11 protein-coding genes are annotated in these 15460 nt (G+C 72.5%); 4 read left to right on the top strand and 7 right to left on the bottom strand.

Translation table 11 applies throughout. The annotated features are described in order from the left end of the window. Positions 1 to 41 precede the first annotated feature (41 nt). Positions 42 to 1547 (bottom strand): hypothetical protein, encoded by a 1506-nt coding sequence (locus ACFWEP_RS20430; RefSeq protein ID WP_387371701.1) that lies wholly within the window; start codon positions 1545 to 1547, stop codon positions 42 to 44. Positions 1548 to 1869: 322 nt separating this feature from the next. Next, positions 1870 to 2547, bottom strand: coding sequence for a DUF4232 domain-containing protein (locus ACFWEP_RS20425; protein ID WP_387371700.1), 678 nt, complete (start codon positions 2545 to 2547; stop codon positions 1870 to 1872). A 229-nt stretch (positions 2548 to 2776) separates the two neighbouring features. On the opposite strand from ACFWEP_RS20425, the gene dapA reads away from it, so the two are divergent. From dapA to ACFWEP_RS20410, 3 genes are all read left to right on the top strand, one after another. Next, the gene (dapA, locus tag ACFWEP_RS20420) at positions 2777 to 3664 is read left to right on the top strand and encodes a 4-hydroxy-tetrahydrodipicolinate synthase (protein WP_387371699.1); all 888 of its coding nucleotides are present in this window, start codon (positions 2777 to 2779) and stop codon (positions 3662 to 3664) included. Between the two features lie 202 nt (positions 3665 to 3866). After that, complete coding sequence (locus ACFWEP_RS20415; protein ID WP_387371698.1) at positions 3867 to 5810, top strand: protease pro-enzyme activation domain-containing protein; 1944 nt, start codon at positions 3867 to 3869, stop codon at positions 5808 to 5810. 306 nt (positions 5811 to 6116) lie between these two features. Then, positions 6117 to 7307 carry a PP2C family protein-serine/threonine phosphatase gene (locus ACFWEP_RS20410; protein WP_387371697.1) on the top strand — a complete coding sequence of 397 codons (1191 nt, stop codon included), beginning with the start codon at positions 6117 to 6119 and terminating at the stop codon, positions 7305 to 7307. Between the two features lie 39 nt (positions 7308 to 7346). On the opposite strand, the gene ACFWEP_RS20405 is transcribed toward ACFWEP_RS20410, so the two are convergent. Further along, positions 7347 to 8531, bottom strand: coding sequence for a zinc-dependent alcohol dehydrogenase (locus ACFWEP_RS20405; protein WP_387371696.1), 1185 nt, complete (start codon positions 8529 to 8531; stop codon positions 7347 to 7349). Positions 8532 to 8654: 123 nt separating this feature from the next. Next, on the bottom strand, positions 8655 to 9653 hold the full coding sequence (gene dapD, locus ACFWEP_RS20400) for a 2,3,4,5-tetrahydropyridine-2,6-dicarboxylate N-succinyltransferase (RefSeq protein WP_387371695.1): 999 nt from the start codon (positions 9651 to 9653) through the stop codon (positions 8655 to 8657). A 280-nt stretch (positions 9654 to 9933) separates the two neighbouring features. Here dapD and ACFWEP_RS20395 point away from each other — a divergent pair, with 280 nt between their 5' ends. After that, positions 9934 to 11094 carry a hypothetical protein gene (locus tag ACFWEP_RS20395; protein WP_387371694.1) on the top strand — a complete coding sequence of 387 codons (1161 nt, stop codon included), beginning with the start codon at positions 9934 to 9936 and terminating at the stop codon, positions 11092 to 11094. 178 nt (positions 11095 to 11272) lie between these two features. Here the strand turns inward: ACFWEP_RS20395 and ACFWEP_RS20390 are convergent, their stop codons facing one another. The 3 genes from ACFWEP_RS20390 to ACFWEP_RS20380 form a co-directional block, all read right to left on the bottom strand. Next, positions 11273 to 11638, bottom strand: coding sequence for a VOC family protein (locus ACFWEP_RS20390; protein ID WP_387371693.1), 366 nt, complete (start codon positions 11636 to 11638; stop codon positions 11273 to 11275). Between the two features lie 70 nt (positions 11639 to 11708). Further along, the gene (locus ACFWEP_RS20385; protein WP_387371692.1) at positions 11709 to 13742 is read right to left on the bottom strand and encodes a phosphocholine-specific phospholipase C; all 2034 of its coding nucleotides are present in this window, start codon (positions 13740 to 13742) and stop codon (positions 11709 to 11711) included. Between the two features lie 202 nt (positions 13743 to 13944). Next, positions 13945 to 15339, bottom strand: a complete 1395-nt coding sequence (locus ACFWEP_RS20380) for a hypothetical protein (RefSeq protein ID WP_387371691.1) — start codon at positions 15337 to 15339, stop codon at positions 13945 to 13947. Positions 15340 to 15460: the final 121 nt, after the last annotated feature.

Below are 15460 nucleotides of genomic sequence, written 5' to 3'. Positions count from 1 at the left end.
CCGGCTGCCGCGCGCATCGGCGAACGGCAGCCGGCGCCCCGTCAGGACCCGGCGCGGGAGCGGGCCTTGAAGGCCGCCTTGCGCGCTTCCTTCGCCGTCTTCTTGTCGCCGTGCAGCCGGCCCATGGCGTCCAGCACCTCTGCGGTCGCTGGGTGGTCGACCCGCCAGACCTGGTCGAAGAAGTCGCCGTCCCGGCCGACGAGCCCCTCGACCAGCCCTTGCAGCTCCGCCATCTCGCCGTCGGCGTCCAGCTGCGCGGCGAGGGTGTCCACGGCCAGCCAGAAGACCATGGACTCCGGCGGCGGCGGGACGTCCGTCGCGCCGTGCTCCGCGAGCCAGACCCGGGAGAGCCCGCCCAGTTCGGGGTCGCCCAGCACCGCGCGCAGAGCGGGCTCGGCCCCGGGCCCGGTGAGGGCCAGCGCCTGCTGGCAGTGGAGCCGGCGCAGCGGGGCGCCCTCGTCGTCGCCCCGGGCGGCGGCGAGCAGGTCGGCGGCGGTCGCGACGGCGTCGCCGTCACCGCGCCCGGCGATCCACAGTCCGATCTCCGCCTGGGCGGCGGCCTCGGGGTAGTACGCGATGCCGTCCAGGAGGGCCGTGGCGTCCTTCTCCGCGAGGTCGCCGATGGCGGGCGCGTCCACCCCCGCCTCCAGCATCCGGGACCGGATGCCGTAGAGCCCCAGCGGGGTCAGCCTGACCATGCCGTACCGGCTGACGTCCTCCTCGTCGCCCTCGGGCGCGGCCGGGGCCTCGCCCTCCTCGAACATCAGCGTCTCGTCGACGGGGTGGTACTCCACGATCCCGATCGGCTCCAGCACCCGGAACTGGTCGTCCAGCCGCATCATCGCCTCCGACACCTGCTCCAGGACGTCGTCGGTGGGCTCGCCCATGTCGTCCGGGACGATCATGGACGCGGCGAGGGCGGGCAGCGGTACGGGGCCGTCGCCGGGTCCGCCCTCCGAAAGGGTGAGCACGTAGAGGTTGCCGAGCACGCCTTCGAGGAACTCGGCCTCGGCCTCCGGGTCCCAGTCCAGGGCGCCGAAGTCGACGGAGCCGTCCGCCCCGACCAGATCGGCGAAGTCGTCGAAGACCGGGGCGGTGGCGTCGGCGAAGGCGGCCTCCAGGCCGTCGAGCCAGACGGAGAGGACGTCCGCCGGCGAGCCACCGGTCAGCAGGGCGAGGCTCTCCCCCTGGGTGGCCGTGCCCTCGGCCGAGTCCGCCGTCCCGCCGTCGCCGAAGGTCCCGTCCGTCGCGTGGTCGTCGCCTTCGGCGGGATCGGTGACGTCCACCAGGCCGGTGTCGACGGCCAGGCGCCAGGCCTCGCTGGCGAGGGCGGCCCCGTCCTCGTCGGCGGGGAGACCCAGGTGTTCGGCGGCTCCGGGGAGCTGTGCCTCGACGAGCTCGCCGCCGGCGCCGACGCGCGTACCGGGCCCGGCCCAGCGGGCGAGCCGCACGGCCCGCACCAGCAGGGGCGCGGCCAGGGCGTCCCTCGCCAGTTCGGCCTCGGCGGGGAGCCGCACCGGCGGCAGGGTGGGGCGCTCTGCGGACATCGGGGGTTCTCCTCGGTGCGTGCTCGGGTGCACGGGGTGCGTACACGGTTCAGGCAGCCCAAGCCTAGGGCCTTTCCGCCGTGCCCTTTCCCGGCCGCTCCACGGACGGGGGACCCCCTCGGGGCGGGTTGACGAGCGGGTCCGAGGAGCTCGCGGCCCGGGCCCCGACGGCCCGCGGTCCCGGGCCATCGGGTCCGGCCCGGCGTCTTCCGGGCCGTCACGTCCGGCCCGGCAGCTCCTCGCTCCGGGCCGCCGGGTTCGGCCCCAGGCGTCTTCCGGGCCGTCGGGTCAGCCCGGCAGCTTCTCGCTCCGGGCCGCCGGGTCAGCCCGGCAGCTTCTCGCGCCAGGCGGTCGTGTTCAGCTCGTCCATCAGCCGCAGGTCGTGGCCGACCAGGGGGAAGTTCAGCGATCCGGCGTCCGGGGCCGCCGCGAGCTCCAGGGAGTCGCTCTCGATCAGGTCGCCGCCCTCCTCGGTCGAGACCCAGGCGAGGATGGACTTCATGGTCCCGCCGGGCTTCAGCGCCACCGACTCGGGGCCGAGGTCGGGGCCGAACATCGAGCGGCCCGCGTTGACCGGGACCGGCAGCCGGTCACCGTTCTCGTCCAGGACCCGGACCGAGGGGTAGCCGTCGACCTGGTAGGGCTCGGTACCGCAGTTGACGAGGGTCAGTACGACGGCCCGCGCGAACATCGCCGTCTCCACCGGCCCCATGTCCACGCGGGCGCCGGAGGCGGGACAGTCACCGGTAGGGGCAGGTGTGGGCGTGGGAGCGGGCAGCGCGATGTCCCCGGAGGGGAAGGCCGAGGGGTCCAGGGTCTCCGCCGCGACGGGCCCGCCCGCGGACGCCGGCGCGCGCGTGACGGCCGGCGTCTTTGCGGGTTCCCCCTCCCCCGCCGGTACGAAGACTCCCGCGCAGCCGGTCAGGACCAGCGCTCCCGCCCCGAGCAGCGCCGCGGCCCCGCTCCCCCGCCGTATCCGTCCGTCCGCACGTGTGCGCATCCGCTCCCCTTGGCGCTCTGCCCGTTCCTTCCGGATCATGTGAGACGCCACCGGACCCCGGACGGTTCGCCCGGCACCCGGCGGACGCGCGGCGACGCCGCCGGCCGGACGGCACCTTCCGGTTCGCGCCCGGTGTCCGCCGTGTCCGCCACCGTTCAGCTCCGCTACATCCTCGGGGCAAGCAGAACTTGCTGGACCCGGCCGCGTGGGCCCGTCGACACTGCCTCACATGACGACCGACCGCCCTCGCCCCCGCCCCTTCGGCCGCGCGCTCTGCGCGATGGTCACCCCCTTCACCGCTTCCGGGGCGCTCGATCCGGACGCCGCGGCCGCCCACGCCGCCGCCCTGGTGCGCGACGGCTGCGACGGCCTCGTCCTCAGCGGCACCACCGGGGAGTCCCCGACCACGACGGACGCCGAGAAGACGGCGCTGGTACGCGTGGTGCGGGAGGCGGTGGGTGACGGGGTGCCGGTCCTGGCGGGCGTGGGCAGCGCGGACACCCGGCACACGGTGGAGCTGGCGCGCGAGGCGGAGAAGGCGGGTGCGGACGGGCTGCTGGTGGTGACCCCGTACTACAGCAGGCCGCCGCAGGAGGCCGTCCAGGCGCACTTCCTTCGCGTCGCGGAGGCGTCCGGGCTGCCGCTGATGCTGTACGACATCCCCGGCCGCACGGGCACCCGGATCGAGCCGGAGACCCTGCTGAGGCTCGCGGAGCACCCCCGCGTCGTGGCGGTGAAGGACTGCGCCTACGACATGCTCGGCACGACCGGGGTGCTGTCGCGCACGGGGCTCGCCTACTACTCCGGCTGCGAGGAGCTCAACCTGCCCCTCTACGCGGTCGGCGGCGCGGGGTACGTGAGCACGGTGGCCAACGTCGCGCCCCGCCAGGTGCGGGCGCCGCTCGACGCCTTCGACGCGGGCCGTACCGACGAGGCCGCACGCCTCAACGCCCGCAACACCCGGCTGACCGAGCTGATGATGGCGTCCGGGCTGCCCGGTACGGTCACCGCCAAGGCGCTGCTGGACCTCGGCCCCGTCCGCGAACCGCTGCGCCCCGCGGGCCGCGAGGCGGCCGAGGAGCTGCGCAGGGCCCACGGGGAACTTCTCGCCGGGTGACCGGACGGATGCGGGCATCCGGACCCGCCCGCGCATTCCCGCCCCTTCCGGCCGTAACCCCCGTCCGGATATGACCCCTTGACGGTTTCTTGGCAAATGCATGCCCCATACATGAAGGGTTCCTCGCAAGAGTGGCGGATCACATGTGCATATCACCCAGCACATGCTCCGCACGCGAAACACCCATATCGCAGGGGGTTACATGAGAATCAGCCGCGCCGGAAAACGTGCCGGGCTGAGCATGGCGGCGACACTGCCACTGCTCGCCGGCGCACTCGCCCTCGGCATACCGTCCGCCAGTGCGGACTCCGCTCCGGGCGGGCGCGACGCGTTGCAGGGCACCAAGCCCGCCTGGGCGACCACCCAGGCGGACCAGGGCGCCACTGCCGACAGCGGCAAGGTGAGCGTCCGGGTGCACCTCGCCGGACGGGACGCGGCGGGGCTCGCCGCGTATGCCGCCGCCGTGTCCGACCCTCTGTCCTCCTCGTACGGGAAGTACCTGAGCGCCGACCAGGCACAGGCCCGGTTCGGAGCGACCCAGCAGCAGATCGACGAGGTCGGCCGGTGGCTGACCTCGAACGGCCTGACCGTCACCGGCGCGAACCAGCACTACGTCTCCGCCACCGGTGACGTCGCCGCGGCCGAGAAGACGTTCTCCACCCAGTTGCACAATTACCGCAAGGGCAGCCGCACTTACCGCGCCCCTTCCGCGGAGGCCTCCGTGCCGGCCGGGCTGGGCGGAGCCGTGCTCGCGGTGTCCGGTCTGGACAACGCGCCGCACAAGTCGAGCCAGGACGAGGTACTCCCGCCGCCGGACGCGGTGTTCCGCAACGCGGGCCCCTTCTCCACCTATTACGGGTCGAACACCGCCTCCTCGCTGCCCGGCGCGTACGGCTCCAAGGTGCCCTACGCGGTCAAGGGCTACACCGGCAAGCAGCTCCGCTCCGCGTACGGTGCGGGCAGCTGGACCGGCAAGGGCGTGACCGTCGCGATCACCGACGCGTACGCCTCGCCGACCATCGCGAAGGACGCAGCCGAGTACGCCAAGCGCAACGGCGACGCCCCGTACAAGAAGGGCCAGCTCCGCCAGGTGCTGCCGGCCGACTACACGGCGACCGAGGAGTGCGGGGCGTCCGGCTGGTACGGCGAGGAGACCCTCGACGTCGAGGCCGTGCACGCTCTCGCGCCCGCCGCGGACATCGTGTACGTGGGCGGCGCCTCCTGCTACGACGCCGACCTGCTGGACTCCCTCAACAAGGTCGTCGACCACCGGCTCGCCGACATCGTCTCCAACTCCTGGGGCGACGTCGAGGCCAACGAGACCCCGGACGTCGCGGCCGCGTACGACCAGGTGTTCAAGCTGGGCGCGGTCGAGGGCATCGGCTTCTACTTCTCCTCCGGCGACGCGGGCGACAACGTCGCGTCCACCGGCACCAAGCAGGTCGACGTCCCGTCCAACTCCGCGTGGGTGACATCGGTCGGCGGCACCTCGCTGGCCGTCGGCAAGGGTGACGCGTACCAGTGGGAGACCGGCTGGGGCACGGTGAAGGCCAACCTCTCCGACGACGGGAGGAGCTGGACCGACTTCCCCGGCGCCTACACCTCCGGCGCCGGCGGCGGCACCAGCTCGACCGTGAAGCAGCCGTCCTACCAGCGTGGTGTCGTGCCGGACTCGCTCGCCAAGGCGAACGGCAAGACCCGGATGCGTACCGAGCCGGACATCGCGGCGGTCGCCGACCCGAACACCGGTTTCCTGGTCGGGCAGACCCAGACGCTGCCCGACGGCTCGCTCGGCTACGACGAGTACCGCATCGGCGGCACGTCCCTGGCGGCCCCGGTCATCGCCGGCGTCCAGGCCCTCGCGCAGCAGGCCCAGCACGGCCGGCCGATCGGCTTCGCCAACCCCGGGATCTACGCCCGCTACTCCTCGAAGGCGTACCACGACGTCACCGACCACCCGCTGGGTGCGGGCCGTGACCTCGCGGTGGCCCGGGTGGACTTCGCCAACAGCGTCGACGCGACGGACGGTCTGCTGACCTCGCTGCGGACCCTCGGCAAGGACGCCTCCCTCACGGCGGTCAAGGGGTACGACGACGTGACGGGCGTCGGTACCCCGGCGGCCGGGTACATCAACTCCTTCCGCTGACGGTCACGTACCGGCTGAACGCCTGAGACTGCCCCGGGGCTCCGGCCCCGGGGCAGTCGCCTGTCCGCGCAGGGCCGGGGCGAGGCGAGGCGGACAGCCTCTCCGCCGAACGGCGGCGAGGGGTGGCGTCACCCGGCCGCCCCGGATTGTCTGGACGGACGACCGCGCGCTCCGGTCCGGTCGGTACCCCGGTGACGGCGCGTGCCGGTGCGACCCCCGGCCCCTGGAGTCCGCCATGCCCCCCGGTACAGCAGACCGACCGGCCACCCGGCCCGGGACGGGGCCCGCGCCCCGGAAGCCGCGCCGATGAACGACCCGTCGGGTGAAGACGGCGAGCACGTCCTGCACAGGTTCCTGGCGGACGTGCACGAGACGGCTCCGACCAATCTCTCCGTCCTGGCCAACCGGCACGCCGCGCGCCTGGGTCTCGGCCACGTCGACGTCTACCTCGTGGACCTGCAGCAACGCCAGCTGACCCTGCTGTCCGGCGAGCACCGGCTGCCGGTGGACGGGTCCCTGGCGGGCTGGGCCTACCGCGCCATGTCCCTGCGCGTGCAGAACACCGACGCCCGCACGCTGATCGTCTGGCTCCCGCTCGTCGACGGCGAGGAGCGCCTGGGAGTGGTCGGCTTCCATCTGGAGACGCTCGACGGTCTCCTGCTGGAACGGTGCGAGTCGCTGGCCTCCGTCCTCGCGATGGCCATCATCTCCAAGCGTGCGTTCAGCGACCGGCTGGTGCAGCAGGCGCGCACCGGGACGATGACCCTGCCGGCGGAGATGCTGCGGGCCCTGTTGCCTCCCCGCACGGTCGGCGACGACCGGGCGGTCTCCACCGCGGTCCTCGAACCTGCCTACGAGCTGGGCGGGGACGCCTTCGACCACGCGCTGACGGAGTCGACGCTGCACGCCGTGATCCTGGACTCGATGGGTCACAACCTCGCGTCCGGGCTGACCACCGCCATCGCGATGGCCGGCCTCCGCAGCGCCCGGCGCCAGGGTTCCGGACTGGGCGAGATGACGAAGACCGTCGACGAGGCGCTCGCCGAGTGGCTGCCGGACCAGTTCTGCACCGGAGTCGTCATGCAGCTCGACCTGGCCAGCGGCATCCTGAGCTGGGTCAACTGCGGGCACCCGCCGCCGCTGCTCATCCGTGACGACCAGGTCCTGGAGAGCGCCCTCGAACACCCCGGCGAACCCCCCATGGGAACGCCCGGAACGCTCGGCGACCACTCGCGCACCGTCCGGGAAATGGCGCTGAGACCCGGGGACCGCATCATCCTCTACACGGACGGGGTGACCGAGGCGCGGCTGGCGGGCGGATCGGAGTTCGGCCTCGCCGGGTTCACGACCTCGATCATCCGGGCCACCGCGGTCGGCGAACTCGCTCCGGAGGCGCTGCGCCAGCTCATCCACTCGATCCTGGAGCACCAGAACGACGAACTGGCGGACGACGCCACCATCCTCATGATCGAGTGGCGGCAGCGGCACCGGGCGTGACGACGGACGGATCCGGCCACCGGGTGCGGCGCGCTCCTGTCAGGGGTTCAGCAGCGTCTTGATCATGCCGTCCGCCTTCTGCTGGAAGGCGGCGTACGCCCGGGGTCCCTGTTCCAGTGGCAGATGGTGGGTCGCGAAGCTGTCGACGCCGAGCGGGTCCGCGTCGGTGAGCAGCGGGAGGATGTCGTCGACCCAGCGCCACACGTTGGCCTGGCCCATCCGGAGCTGGATCTGCTTGTCGAACATCTTCAGCAGAGGCAGCGGGTCGACGGCGCCTCCGTAGACGCCGGAGAGCGAGATCGTGCCGCCCCGGCGCACCACGTCGACGGCGGCGTAGACCGCGGAGAGCCGGTCGATGCCCGCCGTCTCCATGAGGCGCTCGGCCACGGCGTCCGGCAGCAGCCCGACCGCCCAGTGGGCCGCCTTGGCCGTAGGAGCGCCGTGCGCCTCCATGCCGACGGCGTCGATGACGGAGTCCGTGCCGCGCCCCTGGGTGAGTTCCCGGATCGCGTCGCCGGGGCCGCGGTCGTAACGCCGCAGGTCCAGGCAGGTGGCGCCGTACGCGCTCGCGCGGGCCAGGCGCTCGGGCACCAGGTCCACACCGACGACGAGCCCGGCTCCCCGGTGGCGTGCGATGCGTGCCGCCATGGCGCCGATCGGGCCGAGGCCGAGGACGGTGACCGTGCCACCGGGCGGGATCGCCGCGTACTCGACCGCCTGCCAGGCGGTGGGCAGCACGTCGGAGAGGTAGACGAACCGGTCGTCCGGCGGCCCGGCCGGTACCTTGACCGGCAGGCTGTTCCCGAACGGGACCCGCAGGAACTGCGCCTGCCCGCCGGGAACTTGTCCGTACAGCTTGGTGTATCCGAAGAGTGCGGCGCCCATGCCCCGGGAGCGCACCTGGGTCGTCTCGCACTGGGAGTGGAGGCCCTGCCGGCACATGAAGCAGTGGCCGCAGCAGATGTTGAAGGGGATGACGACCCGGTCGCCCTTCGCCACCGAGGTGACCTCGGGGCCGGTCTCCTCCACGATCCCCATCGGTTCGTGACCGAGGATGTCGCCCGGGTCGATGTAAGGGCCGAGGACCTCGTAGAGATGGAGGTCGGAGCCGCAGATGCCCGTCGAGGTGATGCGCACGATCACGTCGTCCGGCTTCTCGATCGGAGGGTCGGGGACGGTTTCGACCCTGACGTCCCGCTTTCCGTGATAGGTGAGAGCCCGCACGGTGGTTCCCCTTTCGAGCGGTCGGGCAGGTTCCCCCTCCACTCTCCGCGCTCCGCTCCCCCTTGTCGCGTCGGCCCGGACGCGGAAACGGCCCCCGGGGTGCGGGGGCCGTTCTTCCTGCGCTCAGTTGTGCGCGTGCAGGATGTCGTTCAGTCCGCCCCAGACCGCGTTGTTCGGGCGCGCCTCGACGGCGCCCGTGACGGAGTTGCGGCGGAAGAGGATGTTCGAGGCGCCCGAGAGGTCGCGGGCCTTGACCACCTGGCCGTCCGGCATGGTGACCCGGGTGCCGGCGGTGACGTACAGACCGGCTTCGACCACGCACTCGTCGCCGAGCGCGATGCCGATGCCCGCCTCCGCGCCGATGAGGCAGCGCTCGCCGATCACGATGCGCTCCTTGCCGCCACCGGAGAGGGTGCCCATGGTGGAGGCGCCGCCGCCGATGTCCGAGCCGTCGCCGACGACGACGCCCGCGGAGATGCGGCCCTCGACCATCGACGTGCCGAGCGTGCCGGCGTTGAAGTTGACGAAGCCCTCGTGCATGACGGTCGTGCCGGACGCCAGGTGCGCGCCGAGGCGGACCCGGTCCGCGTCGGCGATACGGACACCCTTGGGCGCGACGTAGTCCGTCATCCTCGGGAACTTGTCGACCGAGGTGACCTGGAGGTGCAGGCCCTCGGCGCGGGCGTTCAGCCGGACCTTCTCCAGGTCGTCCACCGCGACCGGACCGAGCGAGGTCCAGGCGACGTTGGCGAGGAGGCCGAAGACGCCGTCCAGGTTCTGGCCGTGCGGCTGGACGAGCCGGTGCGAGAGCAGGTGCAGGCGGAGGTAGGCGTCGTGCGCGTCCAGCGGCTTGTCGTCCAGCGAGGCGATGACCGTGGCGACGGCGACGACCTCGACTCCGCGGCGGGCGTCCACGCCGACGGCCTTCGCGGCACCTTCGCCGAGGAGGTTCACGGCCTCGTCCGCGGTGAGTCGCCGGGAGCCGGCCGGGCCGGGCTCGGCGGTGAGCTCCGGGGCGGGGAACCACGTGTCGAGGACGGTGCCGTTCCCGTCGATGGTGGCGAGGCCGGCGGCGACGGCGCCGGTGGTACGGGACGAGCCCTGGGAAGTCGTGTCGGTCATGACCAAAACCTAACCGCCCGGGTCCCGCCCGGGCCAACCGGTCTCAGGAACCGGCTGGTCGCGTCCGGCTTTTACGCCCCCGTGCGCAGACCGGTCGCAGGTCCGGGCGCTACGGTGTGCCGCATCGGCCTTACCGGTCGGACCATACGAACAACTCAATGGAGAAACAGTGACGCAGGACGCGGGGTGGGGCGGCGGAGCGCCGGGGGGCGCGCCGTACGGCGGGGGAGCTCACCAGGGGTGGGGCGGCTGGCGACCGCCGCCGCCACCGGAGCCCGGGGTGATACCGCTGGCGCCCCTGCGGCTTTCGGACATCCTGAACGGCACCTTCTCCGCGATGGGCCGCTACTGGAAACCGCTGTTCGGCTTCGCCGCCGCGGTCTACGGAACGGCCGCGGTCGCGTTCGCGGCGGCGCTCCTCATCGCGTTCTCCGCCGTCCGCGACCACGTCGACGGCATCAGGGCGTCCGCCGACGACACGGACGTCCCGTGGGACGACATCACCCCGATCCTGGTGGCTTTCGGGGTCGTGGCGCTGATCGGGGCGGTCGTGGCCTTCGTGGCCGTCGCCCTGGTGCAGGCAGCGGTGCCCACGGTGCTCCAGGGGGCCGTGCTGGGCCGCCCGGTGACCTTCCGCTCGGTCCGGCAGACCGCTCTGCCCAGGCTGCGGGCCATGGTGGGCACCACGCTCCTGACCGGGCTGATCGCGGTGATTCCCGTCGCCCTGGTCATAGTCGCCGAAGCGTCCCTGATCGGGATCGTCCTGTCCGACGGGAACCCGCACGGCGCCGCCGTGTGGCTGGGGCTCGCCGTCCTGCTGCTGCTCCCGGCCGGGCCGCTCGCCATCTGGCTCTGGGTGAAGTTCTCGCTGGCGCCGACGGCGGTGGTGCTGGAGGGGCAGGGGCCGATCGGCGCGATGCGCCGCTCGTCCGCGCTCGTGCGCGGCAGTTGGTGGCGGATATTCGGCATATCGCTGCTGGGCTACGTGATGGCCGGTGTGGCCTCGTACCTCATTCAGATGCCGTTCTCCATCGCCGGTACGTTCTCCTCCGCGGTGACCACCCAGGACCTCGGCGACGACCCGAACCTCACCAGCATCCTGGTCGCGGTGGGCAGCGCCTCCGCGATCATGGTGGCCGGCCAGCTGATCGGCCAGGTCGTCGTGGGCACCTTCCCGCCGCTGCTGCTGGGGATGCTCTACGTCGACCGCCGCATCCGTACCGAGAACCTGGCGCAGGACCTGGCCAACGCGGCGGGCCTGCCGATGCCGCCCGCCTACGGGCCGCCGCCGTACGGCTACCAGCCGCCGCCTCCCCCGTACGGCTACCCCGGTCCGCAGCCGGGTCCGCAGGCCGGTCCGCCGCCGGGTCCGCAGGCCGGTCCGCCGCCGGGTCCGCAGCCCGAGGCCGGCCCCGGGCGGGAGGGGGACTCCGCCCCCTGACCCTCCACCCGCCGGGCGCCTCCCGCCCGGCGGGTCCCGGGACCGGACACCCGCGTCCGGCAACCGCGGATGCCAGGTGGATCCGCTCCACCACACCCCGGGAACGCCGCGGAGGTCGGCACATCGGCGGCGTCCGCCCGATCCGGGTGGACGGCCACCGCACCGTCCGAGGAACCCCTCAGTCCCGCAGCGTCCTCTTCGGCCGCAGCACGCAGAACTCGTTGCCCTCCGGATCCGCCAGCACCACCCAGCTGACGTCGCCGCCCTGCCCGACGTCCACCCGGGTGGCGCCGAGTGCGAGGATCCGTTCGACCTCGGCGGCCTGGTCGTCGGGGCTGAGGTCGATGTGCAGACGGTTCTTGACCGTCTTGCGTTCGGGTACCGGGACGAAGCAAAGCCCCGGCAGGGCTTGCGCGTTCGCCCCGATGGTCACCTCGTCCCCGTCCTCGTAGACGACCTTCCAGTCCAGCACCCCGCACCAGAAACGGGAGAGCGACGACATGTCGTGGGCGTCCACGACGAGCGTGTACCAAGAAGAGGCCATGGCCGTCACTCTGCCAGAGGGCCCCGCCCGTCACCGGGCGACAGCGCCGCTCCCGGCAGGTCGGCCGGTGTCAGCCGCTGACCCCCGCCCGGCCGGTCTCCAGACGTCCGGTGAACCTGCGCGACCAGGAGGCGTCGGAGTCGACCGTGACGGTGAAGTCGTACCAGCCGTTCGTGAGGGCGACCGCGTTGAAGAAATCCTCCGTGGAGGAACCGGCGGGCACGGTGTAGGTCCACGGGCCGTCGGCGCGGTAGTGGGTGGACGTGATGGTGAACTTCACCCCCATGGAGCCCGAGTTGACCATTGCGAACCAGATCGCGAGCTTGCCCGTGCCGGCCTCCGTGGCGTACCGGGTGCGGACCTCCGCCGTCTTGCCCGCCTTGGTGGCGTCGCCCCGGAAGCGGCGCAGGAAGCGGTTGGGGCCGGTCATGGTGAGGTCGTACGCGCCGCTGCCGTATCCGGAACCGATGTTGAAGAAGTCCGAGGCGGTGCCTTGGGCGTCCACCGTGTACTGCCACGGGGTCGTGTCGCGGTAGGCGTTGGGGTGGATGGAGAAGTGGGCCGCCCGGGTCGCCGGCGCGCCCTGGTTGGCCATGGTGAACCAGGCGAGGATCTTTCCGGAAGCGCCGAACTCCAGCCGGTCCAGGTACCCGTTCGGCTGGTAGGGCAGGGCCCGGGAGGGGCGGGTGCCGGGCTCCTGCGCGGGCAGGGCGTTGTCCGTCGGTACGGGATTGGGCAGCGGGCCGCACGTCGAGAGTCCGATCACGCTGGTCGCGGGCAGCGCCACCGTGCCCTTGACCGGGTGGGCGAAGTCGAAGACGCCGGTCAGGTCCCCGCTCACCCTGCGCCGCCACTCACTGATGTGGGGGCAGGCGGCAGGCGTGCCGAGGGCGGTCGTCCAGGTCTCCAGGAAACGCAGCACCGAGGTGTGCTCGAAGACCTCCGAGGAGACCCAGCCGCCGCGGGTCCAGGGAGAGACGACGGTCATCGGTACGCGGAAGCCGAAGCCGTACGGCACGCCGTTCAGGAACTCGCCCGGGGTCCCGGCGGGCGGTGCGGGCGGCGGTACGTGGTCGAAGAAGCCGTCGTTCTCGTCGTAGTTGAGGAACAGGACGGTGGAGTCGAAGACGTCCGGGTCAGCGGCGAGCGCCCGGTAGACGAGGTCGACGAAGTGGGCACCGTCGCCGGGCGGGGCGTAGGGGTGTTCGGAGAACGCCTGGTTCGGGACGACCCAGGAGACCTGCGGCAGGGTTCCGGCGAGGACGTCCGCCTTGATGGCGGCGGCTATGTCGTCCGGGGTGGAGCCCGTCACCTTCGGGACGGAGGACATGCCCCGGTCGTACAGCGGATCACCGGCCTTGGCGCCCGCGAACGCCTTGAAGTAGGCACAGCCGTTGTCCCCGTAGTTGTCCTGGGCGTTCTGGTAGACCTTCCAGCTCACTCCGGCCGCCTGGAGTGCCTGGGCGTAGTTCTGCCACGTCAGGCCCGACTCGTCGCCGCCGTCGTAGCTGGCGGCATCGACCTTGCCGCTCCACAGGTAGGTGCGGTTCGGACCGGTGGCGCTGAGAGTGGAGCAGAAATAGGCGTCGCAGACCGTGTAGGCGTCGGCGAGCGCGTAGTGGAAGGGGAGGTCCGAGCGGTCGAGGTAGCCGAGGGAACGGACGCTGCCGACGCCCGCCACCCAGTTGTCCAGGCGGCCCTTGTTCCACGCGGAGTGCTGCGAGGCCCAGGAGTGCGGCAGGTCGCCGTTGCACTGGGCGAGGGTCTCGCCGTCCTGGCCTCCTGCGGCCGGGGTCGCGCTCAGCTTCCAGGGGAACTGGCGGCCCGTGCCGTTGGGCTGGTCGAAGACCGGACGGTTGCCGGCCAGGGTGAGCGTGCTGCGGTCGTCGAAGCCCCGCACCCCCTTCAGCCGTCCGAAGTAGTGGTCGAAACTGCGGTTCTCCTGCATCAGGATCACCACGTGGCGCACGTCCTCGATGGTGCCCGTCGCGGTGGTACCGGCCGCGCCCGTGGCCTCGGCCGGGCGCGTTCCCGCGCCCAGCGTCAGCCCGGCCGCCACGGAGGCACCGAGTCCCACGAAGCCCCTACGGCTGATCGGTGTCATTCGCCCGCCCTCGTCCTCGCGGGTGCCCCTGCGGCACGCCGGGCGTAAGGATGCCCGCCCCGCGCGGAGACAACCGGGCGGGCGGATGATCCCCGGATGAACGGCCCCCGACCCGCCAGGGTCCATGCGCCCGGGGGCCGTTCGTCCGGGGCCGGTCATCGGGCGGTTGGGCCCGTCGGCCGTGCCCCCGGCCCGACGCCGGTCAGCCGCCGACCGTGAACCAGGTCGCCCGGGACTTCTTGAACTCGGCGTTGTCCAGGTCCTTCGCCTCCGTACCGTCCCCGTAGAGGTCGGCCGCACCGGCGTCGGTGATCAGCTGCGCGCGGGTGCCCGCGACCGTCAGGTCCGGCACCGAGACGACGGCCTCCCAGCCGCCCGGGTCGGTGGTGGGCAGGTCGGTGCGCTTGACCGGGGCGTGGCCGGCGACGCCGTCCCAGCTGTAGAGGGCGTACGGGTCGGAGTTGTCGTCCGCCTCCCAGGAGCCGGCGACGATGAGGTACTGGTTGGAGGCGTTCTTGCGGATGTCGCGGATCGCGAGGCCGCCGAGGTCCAGCTCGATCGGGGTGCCGAAGACCGCCTTGGCGCCGCTGCCGACGACCTTGTCGAAGTTGGTCACCGGCACGATCAGGCCCTTGCCGCCCGACTTCGGCGGGACGAGGGGCGCACGGAAGCCGATGTACGCGGTGGTGGTGGAGCCGGGGGCGAACTCCAGGCCCTCCACGTTGAACCCGTCGATCTGCTTGGGCACTTCGCCGTCCTCGGTACCGGCCGCGAAGCCGTACCGGTCGCCGTTCGTCCCGTCCCAGGCGACGAGGTCGTCCCGGAGCTTCTTGTACGAGGTGCCGACGGTGAGCGCGGTGGAGGCGCCGGAGCCGGAGACGGTCGTGGTGAAGACGGTGTTGCGGTCGGCCTTGTACTCGCCGTCCTTGTTGTTGCCGAGCGAGCCGGTCCAGTAGATGGTGTTCCCGACCCGGGCGGCGCCCTCGATGTCGATCTCCTTCGACACCCCGAGCTTGGACGCGACGTCCCAGGTCTTCACGGGCGCGCCGGACACCGCGAGGTTGTAGAGGCGCAGGACGTTCGACTCGTCGTCCGCGACGACGGCGTAGCCGCCACCGACGTCGACGGCGGCCGAGGCGTCCGAGGAGCCGGTGAGGTAGCGGGTGTCGGCGGCGTTCTGCACGGCGGCCGACGCCGCGTAGTGCAGCGTCTTGGTGGCGGTCTTGCCTCCGAGGCCGGTGACCTTGATGGTGAGGTCGGTGTAGCCGCGGGCGTGGGCGGTGACCGCGAGCGGGCGGGTCGCCCCGGTGCCGGTCACGGTCACGTCGGAGGCCGCGGCCACCGAGGTCTTGGAGCTGGCGGAGGCGGCGATCGTGAGAGCCGTGACGTCGGCACCGCTCTGCGCGACGGTGACGTTGACGACCGGGTCGCCCGTCGCACCCACCGCGCCGGACAGGTACGTCGCCGACAGGGCGATCGTCGGCGTCCCGTAGGACGCGGCGTGCGCGGGGGCGGTGAGCCCCAGGGCGGCCAGCGCGAGAATCCCCGCCGCCGCTGCCGCGGTCCGGCGGTGCTGGAGTGAAGGCTGATGCGTCACTGCGTACCTCTCGTCGGCGTGGTGTCGCCGAGAAGGTTCCGGCTCCAGGGACAACGAGGGACACACGTCAGGGGTACGGCGGACGAACAACAAGAGGACGGCCCCCCGGCATGGCCGGGAG

It is taken from the genome of Streptomyces sp. NPDC060198, from assembly GCF_042728415.1.
Lineage (GTDB): Bacteria > Actinomycetota > Actinomycetes > Streptomycetales > Streptomycetaceae > Streptomyces.
Note: the sequence above shows the minus strand (reverse complement) of the source record. Positions and strands in the feature narration are given on the sequence as shown.